Source organism: Streptomyces cinereoruber, assembly GCF_009299385.1.
Classification (GTDB): domain Bacteria; phylum Actinomycetota; class Actinomycetes; order Streptomycetales; family Streptomycetaceae; genus Streptomyces; species Streptomyces bikiniensis.
Genome location: NZ_CP023693.1, coordinates 4,121,299 through 4,135,065, shown reverse-complemented (window position 1 = coordinate 4,135,065; position 13,767 = coordinate 4,121,299). Strand labels below are relative to the sequence as shown.

The following is a 13,767-nucleotide window of genomic DNA, read 5'->3' as shown; positions in this document are numbered from 1 at the left end:
CGCTCTTCTGTGTCGGCGCCGGGCAATGGGATCAAACGATCTACCACCATACGCACCCTCCCCCACCTATGGCAAATCGGACTCCCTCACACCGGCCCCACCTGCGGAGACGCCATCGGTTCCGGGGACGTGTCCACGCCTTCCCCCTCCGCGGCCCGCACGGCGCCCGTCCGGACCTCGGGGCCCGGGGCCGGCGGATCGGTGGGGTCCGAGGTCGGCTCGGGCGTCGGCTCCGGAGTCGGAACCGGCGGCTCCGGCGTGGGCTCGACGGGCGGCTGCGTCGGCTCCGGGACAGGCGTGCCCCCGCCGCCCGGCCCTCCCGTCCCGCCGTCGGCGCCACCGGTTCCGCCGCCCGCGCTCCCGCCCCCGTTCCCGCCGTCCCCGCCGCTGCCGCCCGCGCCGCCACCCGGCTCCTCGTGGCCGCCGGACGGCTGCGGCTTCGCCGTACCGCCGGAAGGACCGACGCCCGACGGGGCCGCGCCCTCCGTGGGCAGCGCGCCGCCGGACGGCGAGCCGCTCGGCACCGGGGTGCCCCTGCCCGCCCCCGTCACGTCCGGCCCTCCCCCGTCCGGCCGGCCGTTCCAGGAGCCGCCGCCCCCGTCCGGGAGGCCCGCGCCGCCGTCGGACTCGGCCGCCGCGCCCCGCTTCCCCCCGGACGCGCCGGGCCCCGGCTTCGCCCCGTCGTCGCTCACACTCATACAGCCGCTCAGGCCGGCGCAGGCCGCGACGGTCAGCACGGTGGCGACCCATCTCACCGGGGTGGGCAAATGGCGCACGGGGGCACCTCCAGGACACAACAGGCAGGAACGGAACGCGTCGCACTGCCCAACTCCCCCGCCCCCGCAAGGGACACGGGCCCCCACGCCAGGGAAACGGAACCCGCGCCCCCGCACGCCCCACTCGCCGTACGCCCCCACTCGCCGCACGGCCCACTCCCACGACCGCGCTCACACGGCCGCGCCCGTCAGCCGTAGCCCAGCGCGTGCAGTCGTTCGTCGTCGATGCCGAAGTGGTGGGCGATCTCGTGCACCACCGTGATCTCGGTCTCCGCGACCACGTCCTCGCGCGACTCGCACATCCGCAGCGTCGGCCCCCGGTAGATCGTGATCCGGTCCGGGAGGACCCCGGCGTACCACTCGCCCCGCTCGGTCAGCGGCGTCCCCTCGTAGAGCCCGAGCAGCTCGGGATCGTCGGCGGGCGGCTCGTCCTCCACGAACACGGCGACGTTGTCCATCAGCCGCGTCAGCTCCGGCGGGATCCGGTCCAGGGCTTCGGCGACAAGCTCCTCGAACTCCTCGCGCGTCATCTCCAGCACGCGCCCATTCTCCCCCGGACGGAAACCGTTTTGGCGATAGCGGCCGGCATCCCATATGCTTCTCACGTCCCCGACGCGCTGACGAAGCGCCCAGGTGAGCCCCTAGCCCTCATCGTCTAGTGGCCCAGGACGCCGCCCTTTCAAGGCGGTAGCACGGGTTCGAATCCCGTTGGGGGCACGTTTCAAACGTGTGCGAGACTTGTCTCGACACACCACAAGGTCCTGTGGAGCAGTTGGTTAGCTCGCCACCCTGTCAAGGTGGAGGTCGCGGGTTCAAGTCCCGTCAGGATCGCCGAGACCGGAAACGGTCTCGTGGCTGGGTAGCTCAGTTGGTACGAGCGATCGCCTGAAAAGCGATAGGTCGCCGGTTCGACCCCGGCCCCAGCCACAGGCAGAAGGCCCCGTTCGAAAGAACGGGGCCTTCGTCGTGTCCGGAGAAGCCCTCTGTAAACGAAAGCGGCGGCGGTACGGGGAAGGAGCCCGCGCCCCTCCCCCGTACGCGTCACACCTCCTCGCGCTCCTCCGTACGGTCCCCACCGTCCGTACGGCTCCCCCGCCGGCCCCGCACCGCGAGCGCCGTCGCCACCACGGCCACGACCGCGGCGAGCAGCGCCCAGTCCGGCACCGCCCGGCCGAGGGAGGCCACCCGCTCCTCCACTGCGAACGAGTCGTCCACCGACAGCAGGCCCGGCAGCGCGGTCGTCCCGTCGAAGACCAGGAACAGCGTGCCCAGGGCCACGAAGAAGAGGCCCGAGAGCACCGAGGTCGAGTGGAGCGCGAGCCGGCCGACCCGCAGGGGCCGCCCGCGCAGCCAGCGCCGCCGGCCCAGGTCGTACCGCTCCCAGAGCAGCGCCAGGACGAACAGCGGCACCGCCATCCCGAGCGCGTACACCGCGAGGAGCAGCCCCCCGTACGCCGGGCTGCCGCTCAGCGCCGCCACCGTCAGGACGCTGCCGAGGATCGGGCCAGCGCAGAAGCCCGCGAGGCCGTAGACCAGGCCCAGGGCGTAGACGGAGAGCGCCGAGGTGGGCCGGATGCGGCCGCTCGCCTCCGCGATCCGGCGGGAGGTGAAGCCCAGGCCGAGGATCTGGAGGACGCCGAGCCCCACGATCAGCCAGCCGCCGACCGCGACGAGCAGGTCCCGGTGGCCGTAGAAGAACCGGCCCGCGAAGGAGCCGGCCGCACCGAGCGGGACGAGGGTGGTCGCCAGGCCCGCGTAGAGGATGCCGGTCCGGGCGACCAGCTTCGCGCGCGTGTCGATGGAATACGCGAAGAAGGCCGGCAGGAGCAGGGCGCTGCACGGGCTGAGCAGGGCGAGCAGTCCGCCGAGGAAGGCGGCGAAGTATCCGATGCCGGAGGTCACCGGCCGGCCCCGGACGAGGACGGGGTCGCGGACGCGGAGGGCGTCGCAGGCTGCTGCGTCTTCGCGCGCTTCGCCGTCTTCGCCGCCGCCTCGATCGCCTCCGTGAAGGTCTCCAGGGGCTGCGCGCCCGCGATCGGGCGCCCGTTGACGAGGAAGGACGGCGTCGAGCTGGCGCCGAGCGCGTACCCCTGCTCCTGGTCACTGCGGACGGCCGCGCGGGCCTCCGCCCCCTCGGAGTCCTTCGCGAACCGGGCCGCGTCGGGTACGCCCGCCTCCTTCGCGAGGGCGGCGAGCCGGTCCTTCCCGAAGCCCTTCTCCTTGGCGTCCTCCGCGTAGGCGGCCCGGTGGAACTCCCAGAACCGGCCCTGCTGCCCGGCCGCCCAGGAGGCGCGGGCGACGGCCTCGGACTCCTCGCCGAAGATCGGGAAGTTCCGCCACTCGATGCGCAGGGTCCCGTTCTTCACGTACTTCTCCACCAGGACCGGCTCGGTGTCCCGGGCGAACTTCCCGCAGTAGCCGCACTTGAAGTCGGCGTACTCGATGAGCACCACGGGCGCGTCGGCCCGGCCCAGGGCGAGCCCGTCGGAGGCGTCCCGGCGGGCGTACGCCTCCAGCTCGGGATAGACGCCGGCGGCCGGGTCGGCGGAGACCTCCGCGGCGGAGGACGAACCGGAGGCGCCGGGGGTCGCGGGCTTGGTGGCGGTGTACGAGACGACGCCGAGCAGCACGGCGGCGGCCGCCACTCCGGCGACGATCGCGACCGGCTTGGCCTTGGAGGAAGCCTTGGGGGAGGTGGATGCGGACATGCGGAAGCGCTCCTGGAAGAGGGGAAGGAAGAAGAGGACGGCGAAGGGCGGCGGCCGTCCGTCTACACCCTCAGGACCGACAGCTCCACCGGCGACGGCGGTACGAGGTCGGGCGGCTCCCGCCCCGGCGCCGCCGACCGGGCACCGGCCGCGACCACGGCCCGGACCCCGCCCGGCGCCCGGTCGGCGGCGAGGACGGGCAGCAGCTCCGCGAAGCCGTGCGCACGCGGCGGTACGACGGGGGCGCCGGCCCCCGCCTCGGCGGGACGCCCCGGATCACAGCCGGGCACGGCGGCCCCGGGAGCGGAGACCATGGAGACCACAGGGGTCGCGGGGGCCACGGAAGCCGGGGGAACGGTGGAAGCGGCGGCCCGCTCCCCCGGCACCCCCCACACCAGCAGCCCCAGCACCAGCCCCAGGAGCGCGGCGAACGCCGCCGGCGCGCGGGTGGTGCGGAACATGCGAAACCTCTCCGGTCCGGTCGGCGTGCCCGAAATAGTACGCACCCCGCGCGACCGCCCCCGGGGGCACCGCTCGTAAATCGGTTCGCCGCTTCTCGTCCGCAGGTGCGATCCTGGATTCCGTATGTCTACTTCCTTCGCCGCCCTCCAGTCCGTCCTGGCCGGGGTCTCGCTGCGGGACTCCCACCGGCTCGGCCGTCGTCTCGAAGGCGCCCGCCGCATCCGCAAGCCCGAGGCCCGCGCGGCCGTCCTGGACGAGATCGCCGCAGAGGCGGCCAAGGCCAAGGAACGCGTCGACGCGCGCGCCGCGCGCGTGCCCGCCGTCACCTACCCCGAACAGCTCCCCGTCTCGCAGAAGAAGGACGAGATCCTGGAGGCGATACGCGACCACCAGGTCGTGATCGTCGCCGGTGAGACGGGCTCCGGCAAGACCACCCAGATCCCGAAGATCTGCATGGAGCTGGGCCGGGGCGTCCGGGGCATGATCGGGCACACCCAGCCCCGCCGCATCGCCGCCCGCACGGTCGCCGAGCGGGTCGCCGACGAGCTGAAGACCCCCCTCGGGGAGGCCGTCGGCTGGAAGGTCCGGTTCACCGACCAGGTGAACCCCGAGGCGACCTTCGTGAAGCTGATGACGGACGGCATCCTGCTCGCCGAGATCCAGACGGACCGCGAGTTGCGCGCGTACGACACGATCATCATCGACGAGGCCCACGAGCGGTCCCTCAACATCGACTTCCTGCTCGGCTACCTGGCCCAGCTGCTCCCCAAGCGCCCCGACCTCAAGGTCGTGATCACCTCCGCGACCATCGACCCGGAGCGCTTCTCCCGCCACTTCGGGGACGCCCCGATCGTCGAGGTCAGCGGCCGCACGTACCCCGTGGAGGTGCGCTACCGGCCCCTCCTCGAAGAGGACTCGGAGGAGTCCGACCGCGACCAGATCACCGCGATCTGCGACGCCGTCGACGAGCTCCAGGGCGAGGGGCCGGGCGACATCCTGGTCTTCCTCTCCGGCGAGCGCGAGATCCGCGACACGGCGGACGCCCTGCTCAAGCGGAAGCTGCGCAACACCGAGGTCCTCCCCCTCTACGCGCGCCTGTCGCACGCCGAGCAGCACCGCGTCTTCCAGCCCCACCCCGGCCGCCGGATCGTCCTCGCCACCAACGTCGCCGAGACGTCCCTGACCGTCCCCGGCATCAAGTACGTGATCGACCCGGGCACCGCCCGCATCTCGCGCTACTCGCACCGGACCAAGGTGCAGCGGCTGCCGATCGAGCCCGTCAGCCAGGCCAGCGCCAACCAGCGCAAGGGCCGCTGCGGCCGTACGTCCGACGGCATCTGCATCCGGCTGTACTCGGAGGACGACTTCCTGTCCCGCCCCGAGTTCACGGACGCCGAGATCCTCCGGACGAACCTGGCCTCCGTCATCCTCCAGATGACCGCCGCCGGGCTCGGCGACATCGAGAAGTTCCCCTTCATCGACCCGCCGGACCACCGCAACATCCGGGACGGCGTGCAGCTCCTCCAGGAGCTGGGCGCGATCGACCCGGCCGAGAAGGACCCGAAGAAGCGGCTCACCCCGCAGGGCCGCAAGCTGTCCCAGCTGCCCGTGGACCCCCGGCTCGCCCGGATGGTCCTGGAGGCGGACCGGAACGGCTGCGTCCGCGAGGTCATGGTGATCGCGGCGGCGCTCTCCATCCAGGACCCGCGGGAGCGGCCGGCGGAGAAGCAGGCGCAGGCCGACCAGCAGCACGCCCGGTTCAAGGACGAGACGAGCGACTTCCTCGCGTACCTGAACCTGTGGCGGTACGTGCGCGAGCAGCAGAAGGAGCGGGGTTCCAGCTCCTTCCGCCGCATGTGCAAGCAGGAGTACCTGAACTTCCTGCGGATCCGCGAGTGGCAGGACATCTACGCCCAGCTGCGGACGGTCGCCAAGCAGATGGGCATCCACCTCAACGAGGAGGACGCGCCGGAGCAGTCCGTGCACGTCTCGCTCCTGGCGGGTCTGCTGTCCCACATCGGTCTCAAGGACGTGAAGGACGGAGCCAAGAACGACTACCTCGGCGCCCGCAGCGCCAAGTTCGCGATCTTCCCCGGCTCCGCGCTCTTCAAGAAGCCCCCGCGCTTCGTCATGTCCGCCGAGCTGGTGGAGACCTCGCGCCTCTGGGCCCGGGTGAACGCCCGGATCGAGCCCGAGTGGATCGAGCCGCTCGCCCAGCACCTGGTGAAGAAGACGTACAGCGAGCCGCACTGGGAGAAGGACCAGGCCGCCGTGATGGCGTTCGAGAAGGTGACGCTGTACGGCGTCCCGATCGTCGCCGACCGGAAGGTGAACTACGGGCGGATCGACCCGGAGGTCTCCCGGGACCTGTTCATCCGGAACGCCCTTGTCGAGGGCGACTGGCGCACCCACCACAAGTTCTTCGCCGACAACCGCAAGCTGCTCACCGAGGTCGAGGAGCTGGAGCACCGGGCCCGGCGCCGGGACATCCTGGTGGACGACGAGACGCTCTTCGACTTCTACGACAAGCGGGTCCCCGAGCACGTCGTCTCCGGCGCGCACTTCGACTCCTGGTGGAAGCACAAGCGCCACGAGGAACCGGAGTTCCTCGACTTCGAGCGCGAGATGCTCATCAACGAGAAGGCGGGGGCGGTCACCAAGGACGACTACCCGGACTCGTGGCGGCAGGGCCCGCTCAAGTTCCGGGTGACGTACCAGTTCGAGCCGGGCGCGGACGCGGACGGCGTGACCGTCCACATACCGCTCCAGGTGCTCAACCAGGTGACGGACGAGGGCTTCGAGTGGCAGATCCCGGGCCTGCGGGGGGAGGTCGTCACGGAGCTGATCCGCTCCCTGCCGAAGCCGATCCGCCGCCACTACGTCCCGGCGCCCAACTTCGCGGGCCGCTTCCTCGACGCGGTCGTGCCCGTGCAGGAGCCGCTGACGACGGCGCTGGCGCGCGAGCTCCAGCGGATGGTCGGAGTGCCGCTGACGGCCGAGGACTTCGACTGGTCGAAGGTGCCCGAGCACCTCAAGGTGACGTTCCGGATCGTGGACGAGCGGCGCCGGAAGCTGGCCGAGGCCAAGGACCTGGAGACGCTGCGGCTCAAACTGCGGCCCAAGGCCCGCCAGGCCCTCTCCAAGGCCGCCGCGGCGGCCACGGGCGGCCCGGACGGCTCCGGCCCCTCCCTGGAGCGCGCGGGTCTGAAGGACTGGACGATCGGCACGCTCACGAAGGTCTTCGAGACCAGACGGGCGGGCCAGCCGGTCAAGGCGTACCCGGCGCTCGTGGACGAGGGCGACACCGTGGCCGTGCGGCTCTTCGACACGGAGGCCGAGCAGGCGCTCGCGATGTGGCGGGGCACCCGGAAGCTGATCATGCTGAACATCCCGGTGAATCCGGCGAAGTTCGCCTCGGACAAGCTGACCAACCAGCAGAAGCTGGCCCTGTCCTCGAACCCGCACGGCTCGATCCAGGCCCTCTTCGACGACTGCGCGACCGCCGCCGCCGACAAGCTGATCGCGGACCACGGCGGCCCGGCCTGGGACGAGGAGTCCTTCCGGAAGCTGTACGACAAGGTCCGCGCGGACCTGGTGGACACGACGGTGCGGACGGTGGGCCAGGTCCAGCAGATCCTGGCGGCCTGGCAGGCCTGCGAGCGGCGCCTGAAGGCCACGAGCAGCCCGGCGCTCCTTCCGAACCTCCAGGACGTGCGGGCGCAGCTGAATTGGCTGGTTCCCGCCGGTTTCGTCACCCGTACGGGGCTGAAGCGGCTTCCGGACCTGATGCGCTACCTGGTGGCGGTGGACCGGCGGCTCCAGCAGATGCCGACCGGGGTCCAGCGGGACACCACCCGGATGGAGAAGGTCCAGGAGATGCAGGACGAGTACGCCTGGCTGCTCGAACAGCTCCCGAAGGGGCGGCCGGTGCCGGCCGAGGTCACCGACATCCGCTGGATGATCGAGGAGCTGCGGGTGAGTTACTTCGCGCACGCCCTGGGGACGGCGTACCCGGTCTCGGACAAGCGGATCGTGAAGGCGATCGACGCGATGGCCCCGTAGGCCCGTAGCCCTGGAACCACGTGGACCGGTAGCCGGGTCCTCGCGGTCGGTGAGTTCGACCGGACCCGCTGACCTGCTGTACAGTCTCTCTCGCAGCCGCTTGAAAGAGGGCTGCGAGCAAGGTCCTGTGGAGCAGTTGGTTAGCTCGCCACCCTGTCAAGGTGGAGGTCGCGGGTTCAAGTCCCGTCAGGATCGCCTCGAAGACGAAGGCCCGCATCGTGAGATGCGGGCCTTCGTTGCGTTCCGGTGTCTTGACGGGGGCCCGCGCCCGCCGGTACTCCGGTCTTCAGGGAATCGGGGGCCCGACTGGAGGTGGTCGCGCATGGCCGCGGCGTCCGCAGCACGGCACGACACACGAGCACTGCTGCGCGCCCATCTGGCGGCCGCGTCGCGGTACGGGCACCTCACGCGCCACTGCGTGATCTGCCACCGCCTGCTGAGGCTCGCCATGGAGGCCCCGGAGACCTCGGAGACCTCCGAGGCCGAGGAGCGGGCCCAGGCTCAGGCGCCGGCCGTGGAGGACGAAGGCCCTGCCGACCCGTGACCGACGGCGCGTCGTGCGCCCTGCCCGGAGTGGCGGCCTTGACCTTGGCAAGAGTTCGCCCGTGTGACGGGTGTCACTGAAGGTCTTTCAGAAACCCCTTCACTTACACCCTCCCTACACCGGTCCGATTTAATCGGTGCAATTGCACCAGCGTCCACCGGGTGACGCCGGACACAAAAAATCGCGCTGGACCCGGCGGAGTCCAGCGCGATCATGTGACGAAGACCTGTTGGGGCAGGTGTTCGCCGGCAGAGCTAGGGGTGGGCCACCGGATTGGGGGATCCGGAAGGGCCCGGTGTTACGGGGTACTGCGGGGTGTCACGCGACCTCAGGCCTCGCTGCGCTGCTGCGGAATGCCCGCCAGCAGCGCGCGGACCTCGGCCTCGCGGTACCGGCGGTGTCCACCCAGGGTGCGGATGGACGTGAGCTTGCCCGCCTTGGCCCAACGGGTCACCGTCTTCGGGTCCACGCGGAACATCGTGGCGACCTCGGCAGGGGTCAGCAGCGGCTCGGCATCAGGGGTGCGAGCGGTCATGAGCGGCCTCCTCGGGAGAACCGAACCAATCTCGGTTCTTTCCTCTAAATTCTGCACCTTGACCCGCGTTGCCCGAAATGGCAGAAGCGGGCCGAGTCGGTTATAGGACGAACGGCTTGTCCTCGGCACTACAACTACACCATCCGTCCAGCCACGTCGGCCAAACCGATGGAATTGCCCTCGCAGGTGTTCATCAGCGGCGGAAGTCGATGGACCATGCCATAACGGACAGTCACGCGTCTGTGACGATCAGTCACAGGGCGATCAGGAGTCCTCAGACCCCCCATAGAGTGCAATGCTGAGCGTTCCGCCCAAAGTTGGGCGGAAGGAACCCTCCCCGGACTCCTTGTCCTATTTTGGCACGAGGATGGGTGATCGGCGCAAGGGTGCGTTAAGTGCTGTCCGTCACGCTTGAGCCAAAGGCCCGGATCGGGACCAACGTCCCCCGCCGGGCGGGAGCCGAAGGACCCGTGGACCGGAGGGAGGGGACGCGGAGGAGCCCCCGGGGCCGGTGGCTCCGGAGACCTCGAAGATCATTTACACCGGTCGGACATGTCTTGTCGATACCGACCTGACGAAGATGCCCGACTGGTGTCAGTTCGCGCACGGCGGCTTCCGGCCACGGTCGCCGATTCCCGACGCCCGTACCCCCTGCGAGGGAGTCGTACCCCTGCGACCCAAGGGGCCGTACTCACTCCGAGCGGTCGTCAGTTCGCGAACCGCAGGTCCCTGATGGTCCGCCAGCGCTCGGCCAGACGCCCGTACGCCTCGCCCGCCGCCTCGCCGTCCCCCGCCCGCAGTGCGGCGATCCCCTCCGCGAGCTGGGCCGCCGACCGTTCCTCCGCCAGCCACTCCTCCGGCACCGCGTGCACCAGACCGCCGAAGTCCAGCTCCACCAGGGCGCGCGGGTGGAACTCCTCCAGCCAGCGCCCCACCTCGATCAGACCCTCCGTCATGGGACCGTCGTCGATCGACTCCCGCAGCGCCCGCAGGGTCCGCGCGAGCCGGCGCCGCGCCTGGGCCATCGTCGTCCGGTACCGCAGCACCGGCGCCCGGCCCGCGCCGGCCCCGGCCTCTTCCCCTGCCCCGCCCTTCCGGACGCCCGGCTCGTACTGCCGGTCCTCGTCACCGAAAAGAGCGAACCAGCGCACCGGCACCTGCCAGACCGCCGTACGGATCCACGGGCGCGCGTCCGGGTTCCGCGCCAGCCAGCGCTCGTGGTCCGCCGCCACCTGGGCGCGCACCACCGGCGGCAGCATCGCGTCGAGCACCGGCCCCGGATACCCCTCCGCCACCAGCTCCTCCAGGGCCAGCCAGCCGCGCAGCCGGGTCCGCCACGGGCAGATCACCACCACCCCGTCCAGGTGCGCGACGAAGGCCTCGCCGCTCTCGTGCACCGGCACCGGCACCGGGGGCGTCGGCAGCAGGTCCGCGAGCGACCGGCGCAGCTCCTCCTGCGCCCCCGGGGTGCGGGGCCGCCGCGCGTACCGGGCCCAGTGGGACCGCTCCGGTTCGGGGAACGCGGCCAGCGGCTCGTACACCCGCAGATAGGACGCGTAGGGGACGAGGACCGAGGAGGCGACCGACATGTCGCGATCCTTCCACGGAGGTGCTCCCCGAGGGGGTGATCCTGCGCACTGCGGCTGATCTACGCCCAGGTAGCGCTTACCCTCTTGCCGAACTGGTCCCTCCCCCACCCGCAGGGAGGGTCGAAACCGCCGCTTCGTACTTGGGAGTCACCACCGTGACCGATGTGACCGGCGTTCCTGTCGATCCCGCAGACGTGCTGCACACCCTCTTCCGCTCGGAACAGGGTGGCCACGAGCAAGTCGTGCTCTGCCAGGACCGCGCGACCGGCCTCAAGGCCGTCATCGCCCTCCACTCCACCGCCCTGGGCCCCGCCCTCGGCGGCACCCGCTTCTACCCGTACGCCACCGAGGCCGAGGCGATCGCCGACGCCCTCAACCTGGCGCGCGGCATGTCGTACAAGAACGCCCTGGCCGGTCTCGACCACGGCGGCGGCAAGGCCGTCATCATCGGCGACCCCGAGCAGATCAAGACGGAGGAGCTGCTCCTCGCCTACGGGCGCTTCGTCGCCTCCCTCGGCGGCCGGTACGTCACGGCCTGCGACGTCGGCACCTACGTCGCCGACATGGACGTCGTCGCCCGCGAGAACCGGTGGACCACCGGCCGCTCCCCCGAGAACGGCGGCGCCGGCGACTCCTCCGTCCTCACCGCCTTCGGCGTCTTCCAGGGCATGCGCGCCTCCGCGCAGACCCTGTGGGGCGACCCCACGCTGCGCGGCCGCAAGGTCGGCGTCGCGGGCGTCGGCAAGGTCGGCCACTACCTCGTCGAGCACCTCCTGGAGGACGGCGCCGAGGTGTACGTCACCGACGTGCGCGAGGAGTCGGTGCGCCGGATCACCGACAAGCACCCGCAGGTGAAGGTGGTCGCCGACACCGACGCGCTGATCCGCGTCGAGGGCCTGGACGTCTACGCGCCCTGCGCGCTCGGCGGCGCCCTGAACGACGACACCGTCCCGGTCCTCACCGCCAAGATCGTCTGCGGCGCGGCCAACAACCAGCTCGCCCACCTCGGCGTCGAGAAGGACCTGGAGGAGCGCGGCATCCTCTACGCGCCCGACTACGTGGTCAACGCCGGTGGCGTGATCCAGGTCGCGGACGAGCTGCACGGCTTCGACTTCGACCGGTGCAAGGCGAAGGCCACGAAGATCTTCGACACCACGCTCGCGATCTTCGCACGTGCGAAGGAAGACGGGATTCCGCCGGCCGCGGCGGCCGACCGGATCGCCGAGCAGCGCATGGCGGAGGCGCGGCGCGGCTGAGCCGGGCCGGGGGCGGCCCGCCTCCGCGGGGGTGCTGGAGAGACTTCCCTCACCCTTGTCGGCGGGTCGTACCCCCAGAAGAGGTTAAAATCGCGACTGACCAGCGAGGAAAGGGCACCTCGAAGGTTCTGTACCGGGGTATGTGATGCGCACGGCGTACCGTAGACCCACGGAAACAGGTACCGTTGAAGCCCTACGGGCCGGTCTCTCCTTCGAGAGCCCGCTCCGAATCATGAACGCGTGTCAAGACTCTGGGGCCATCGAGCCCCGTCACCGAGGGGGTCGAGCCATGGGGCGCGGCCGGGCAAAGGCCAAGCAGACCAAGGTCGCCCGCCAGCTGAAGTACAGCAGCGGCGGGACGGACCTGACGCGTCTGGCCAATGAGCTGGGCGCTTCGACTTCGAGTCAGCCGCCGAATGGCGAGCCGTTCGAGGACGACGACGAGGAAGACGACCCGTACGCCCAGTACGCGGATCTCTACAACACGGACGACGAGGACGAGGACGACCAGTCCGGTCCCTCTTCATCCTCCTCGCGTCGCGCTTGACCTTCTGAACCACCGAAACCCGGTCCGGTACACCCGGCCGGGTTTCTGTGCTGTCCGCGCGGCCGCATCGCGTGCGGAGGCGGGACGCGGGCGGAGACGGCGATCGGGGGCGCCCCTGGAGGCACCCCCGACGACGTACGTCCTCCGGCCGGTCAGCTCGCGTAGTCCCCGACCAGCTCGGCGCCGGTGGCGCGGTCGCCGCGCTCGGTGATCTCGCCCGCCACCCAGGACTCGACCCCGCGGTCCGCCAGGGTCGCCAGGGCCACGTCCACGGAGTCGGCCGGCACGACGGCCATCATGCCGACGCCCATGTTCAGGGTCTTCTCCAGCTCCAGGCGCTCCACCTGTCCGGCCTTGCCGACCAGGTCGAAGATCGCGCCCGGGGCCCAGGTCGACCGGTCCACGGTGGCGTGCAGGCCGTCCGGGATCACCCGGGCCAGGTTGGCCGCCAGGCCGCCGCCCGTGATGTGGCTGAAGGCGTGGACGTCCGTGGTCCGGGTGAGGGCCAGGCAGTCGAGCGAGTAGATCTTCGTGGGCTCCAGGAGCTCCTCACCCAGCGTCCGGCCGAGCTCGTCGACCCGCTGGTCGAGGGCCATGCCGGCACGGTCGAAGACCACGTGCCGCACGAGCGAGTACCCGTTGGAGTGAAGGCCGGAGGAGGCCATGGCGACGACCGCGTCACCCGTACGGATGCGGTCCGAGCCGAGCAGCCGGTCGTACTCCACGACGCCCGTGCCCGCGCCGGCGACGTCGAAGTCGTCCGGGCCGAGGAGGCCCGGGTGCTCCGCGGTCTCGCCGCCGACCAGGGCGCAGCCGGCCAGGACGCAGCCCTCGGCGATGCCCTTGACGATGGCCGCGACCCGCTCCGGGTGGACCTTGCCCACGCAGATGTAGTCGGTCATGAAGAGCGGTTCGGCGCCGCAGACGACGATGTCGTCCATGACCATCGCGACCAGGTCGTGGCCGATCGTGTCGTACACGCCCATCTGGCGGGCGATGTCGACCTTCGTGCCGACGCCGTCGGTCGCGGAGGCGAGCAGCGGGCGCTCGTAGCGCTTGAGGGCGGAGGCGTCGAAGAGGCCGGCGAAGCCGCCGAGGCCGCCGAGGACCTCGGGGCGCTTCGTCTTCTTCACCCACTCCTTCATCAGCTCGACCGCGCGGTCGCCCGCCTCGATGTCGACGCCCGCGGACGCGTAGCTGGCGCCGCCTTCGGCACTGAGGGACTCAGACATGCTGGGAACTTTCGTGTCGTACTGCGGTTGCAGCGGTTGCGACGGGGTCTTACGGA

General features: G+C 71.1%; 12 protein-coding genes and 4 tRNA genes. 8 read left to right on the top strand and 8 right to left on the bottom strand.

The genetic code is table 11. From position 1 onward, the window contains the following. Positions 1-86: 86 nt before the first annotated feature. Together CP977_RS18525 and CP977_RS18520 are read right to left on the bottom strand one after the other, a co-directional pair. Positions 87-776, bottom strand: a complete 690-nt coding sequence (locus CP977_RS18525) for a hypothetical protein (protein ID WP_167308888.1) — start codon at positions 774-776, stop codon at positions 87-89. Between the two features lie 188 nt (positions 777-964). Next, on the bottom strand, positions 965-1,315 hold the full coding sequence (locus tag CP977_RS18520; RefSeq protein ID WP_030209692.1) for a metallopeptidase family protein: 351 nt from the start codon (positions 1,313-1,315) through the stop codon (positions 965-967). A gap of 105 nt (positions 1,316-1,420) precedes the next feature. Between CP977_RS18520 and CP977_RS18515 the strand changes: the two genes are divergently transcribed. The 3 genes from CP977_RS18515 to CP977_RS18505 all read left to right on the top strand — a co-directional run bounded on the left by CP977_RS18515 (position 1,421) and on the right by CP977_RS18505 (position 1,703). Continuing rightward, positions 1,421-1,493 (top strand) — tRNA-Glu (locus tag CP977_RS18515). A 40-nt stretch (positions 1,494-1,533) separates the two neighbouring features. Continuing rightward, a tRNA-Asp gene (locus CP977_RS18510) sits at positions 1,534-1,607 on the top strand. Between the two features lie 22 nt (positions 1,608-1,629). Further along, positions 1,630-1,703: transfer RNA gene (locus CP977_RS18505), tRNA-Phe, on the top strand. A gap of 114 nt (positions 1,704-1,817) precedes the next feature. Here the strand turns inward: CP977_RS18505 and CP977_RS18500 are convergent. From CP977_RS18500 to CP977_RS18490, 3 genes are all read right to left on the bottom strand, one after another. Continuing rightward, entirely contained in the window at positions 1,818-2,678 is an 861-nt protein-coding gene (locus CP977_RS18500; RefSeq protein ID WP_062753502.1) for a cytochrome c biogenesis CcdA family protein, read from the bottom strand. Further along, complete coding sequence (locus CP977_RS18495) at positions 2,675-3,484, bottom strand: DsbA family protein (RefSeq protein WP_109186704.1); 810 nt, start codon at positions 3,482-3,484, stop codon at positions 2,675-2,677. The genes CP977_RS18500 and CP977_RS18495 overlap by 4 nt, the downstream gene beginning before the upstream one ends. A gap of 62 nt (positions 3,485-3,546) precedes the next feature. Continuing rightward, positions 3,547-3,945 carry a hypothetical protein gene (locus CP977_RS18490; protein WP_062753506.1) on the bottom strand — a complete coding sequence of 133 codons (399 nt, stop codon included), beginning with the start codon at positions 3,943-3,945 and terminating at the stop codon, positions 3,547-3,549. A 124-nt stretch (positions 3,946-4,069) separates the two neighbouring features. Here CP977_RS18490 and hrpA point away from each other — a divergent pair, with 124 nt between their 5' ends. The 3 genes from hrpA (at position 4,070) to CP977_RS18475 (ending at position 8,552) form a co-directional block, all read left to right on the top strand. Next, entirely contained in the window at positions 4,070-8,008 is a 3,939-nt protein-coding gene (gene hrpA / locus CP977_RS18485; protein ID WP_152370505.1) for an ATP-dependent RNA helicase HrpA, read from the top strand. 121 nt (positions 8,009-8,129) lie between these two features. Further along, positions 8,130-8,203 (top strand) — tRNA-Asp (locus tag CP977_RS18480). Positions 8,204-8,330: 127 nt separating this feature from the next. Next, positions 8,331-8,552: a DUF6274 family protein gene (locus tag CP977_RS18475; RefSeq protein WP_152370504.1), complete on the top strand. Its 222-nt coding sequence runs from the start codon at positions 8,331-8,333 to the stop codon at positions 8,550-8,552. 328 nt (positions 8,553-8,880) lie between these two features. On the opposite strand, the gene bldC is transcribed toward CP977_RS18475, so the two are convergent. Both bldC and CP977_RS18465 read right to left on the bottom strand, forming a co-directional pair. Then, positions 8,881-9,087 carry a developmental transcriptional regulator BldC gene (bldC, locus tag CP977_RS18470; protein WP_003949541.1) on the bottom strand — a complete coding sequence of 69 codons (207 nt, stop codon included), beginning with the start codon at positions 9,085-9,087 and terminating at the stop codon, positions 8,881-8,883. Between the two features lie 707 nt (positions 9,088-9,794). Then, on the bottom strand, positions 9,795-10,676 hold the full coding sequence (locus CP977_RS18465; RefSeq protein WP_152370503.1) for a DUF8083 family protein: 882 nt from the start codon (positions 10,674-10,676) through the stop codon (positions 9,795-9,797). Positions 10,677-10,831: 155 nt separating this feature from the next. Between CP977_RS18465 and CP977_RS18460 the strand changes: the two genes are divergently transcribed. Both CP977_RS18460 and CP977_RS18455 read left to right on the top strand, forming a co-directional pair. Continuing rightward, positions 10,832-11,932 (top strand): Leu/Phe/Val dehydrogenase, encoded by a 1,101-nt coding sequence (locus CP977_RS18460; RefSeq protein ID WP_079131306.1) that lies wholly within the window; start codon positions 10,832-10,834, stop codon positions 11,930-11,932. Between the two features lie 289 nt (positions 11,933-12,221). Continuing rightward, complete coding sequence (locus tag CP977_RS18455) at positions 12,222-12,479, top strand: DUF3073 domain-containing protein (RefSeq protein ID WP_062753514.1); 258 nt, start codon at positions 12,222-12,224, stop codon at positions 12,477-12,479. Positions 12,480-12,631: 152 nt separating this feature from the next. On the opposite strand, the gene purM is transcribed toward CP977_RS18455, so the two are convergent. After that, a complete protein-coding gene (gene purM / locus CP977_RS18450) occupies positions 12,632-13,711 on the bottom strand; it encodes a phosphoribosylformylglycinamidine cyclo-ligase (RefSeq protein ID WP_062753516.1) in 1,080 nt (359 codons plus the stop codon). Between the last annotated feature and the right edge of the window lie 56 nt (positions 13,712-13,767).

Bases quoted from the DNA above. Each gene is read 5' to 3' on its own strand.
- hrpA (WP_152370505.1), top strand. From the start codon at position 4,070: ATGTCTACTTCCTTCGCCGCCCTCCAGTCCGTCCTGGCCGGGGTCTCG.
- CP977_RS18475 (WP_152370504.1), top strand. From the start codon at position 8,331: ATGGCCGCGGCGTCCGCAGCACGGCACGACACACGAGCACTGCTGCGC.
- purM (WP_062753516.1), bottom strand. From the start codon at position 13,711: ATGTCTGAGTCCCTCAGTGCCGAAGGCGGCGCCAGCTACGCGTCCGCG.
- CP977_RS18455 (WP_062753514.1), top strand. From the start codon at position 12,222: ATGGGGCGCGGCCGGGCAAAGGCCAAGCAGACCAAGGTCGCCCGCCAG.
- CP977_RS18495 (WP_109186704.1), bottom strand. From the start codon at position 3,484: ATGTCCGCATCCACCTCCCCCAAGGCTTCCTCCAAGGCCAAGCCGGTC.
- CP977_RS18465 (WP_152370503.1), bottom strand. From the start codon at position 10,676: ATGTCGGTCGCCTCCTCGGTCCTCGTCCCCTACGCGTCCTATCTGCGG.
- CP977_RS18490 (WP_062753506.1), bottom strand. From the start codon at position 3,945: ATGTTCCGCACCACCCGCGCGCCGGCGGCGTTCGCCGCGCTCCTGGGG.
- bldC (WP_003949541.1), bottom strand. From the start codon at position 9,087: ATGACCGCTCGCACCCCTGATGCCGAGCCGCTGCTGACCCCTGCCGAG.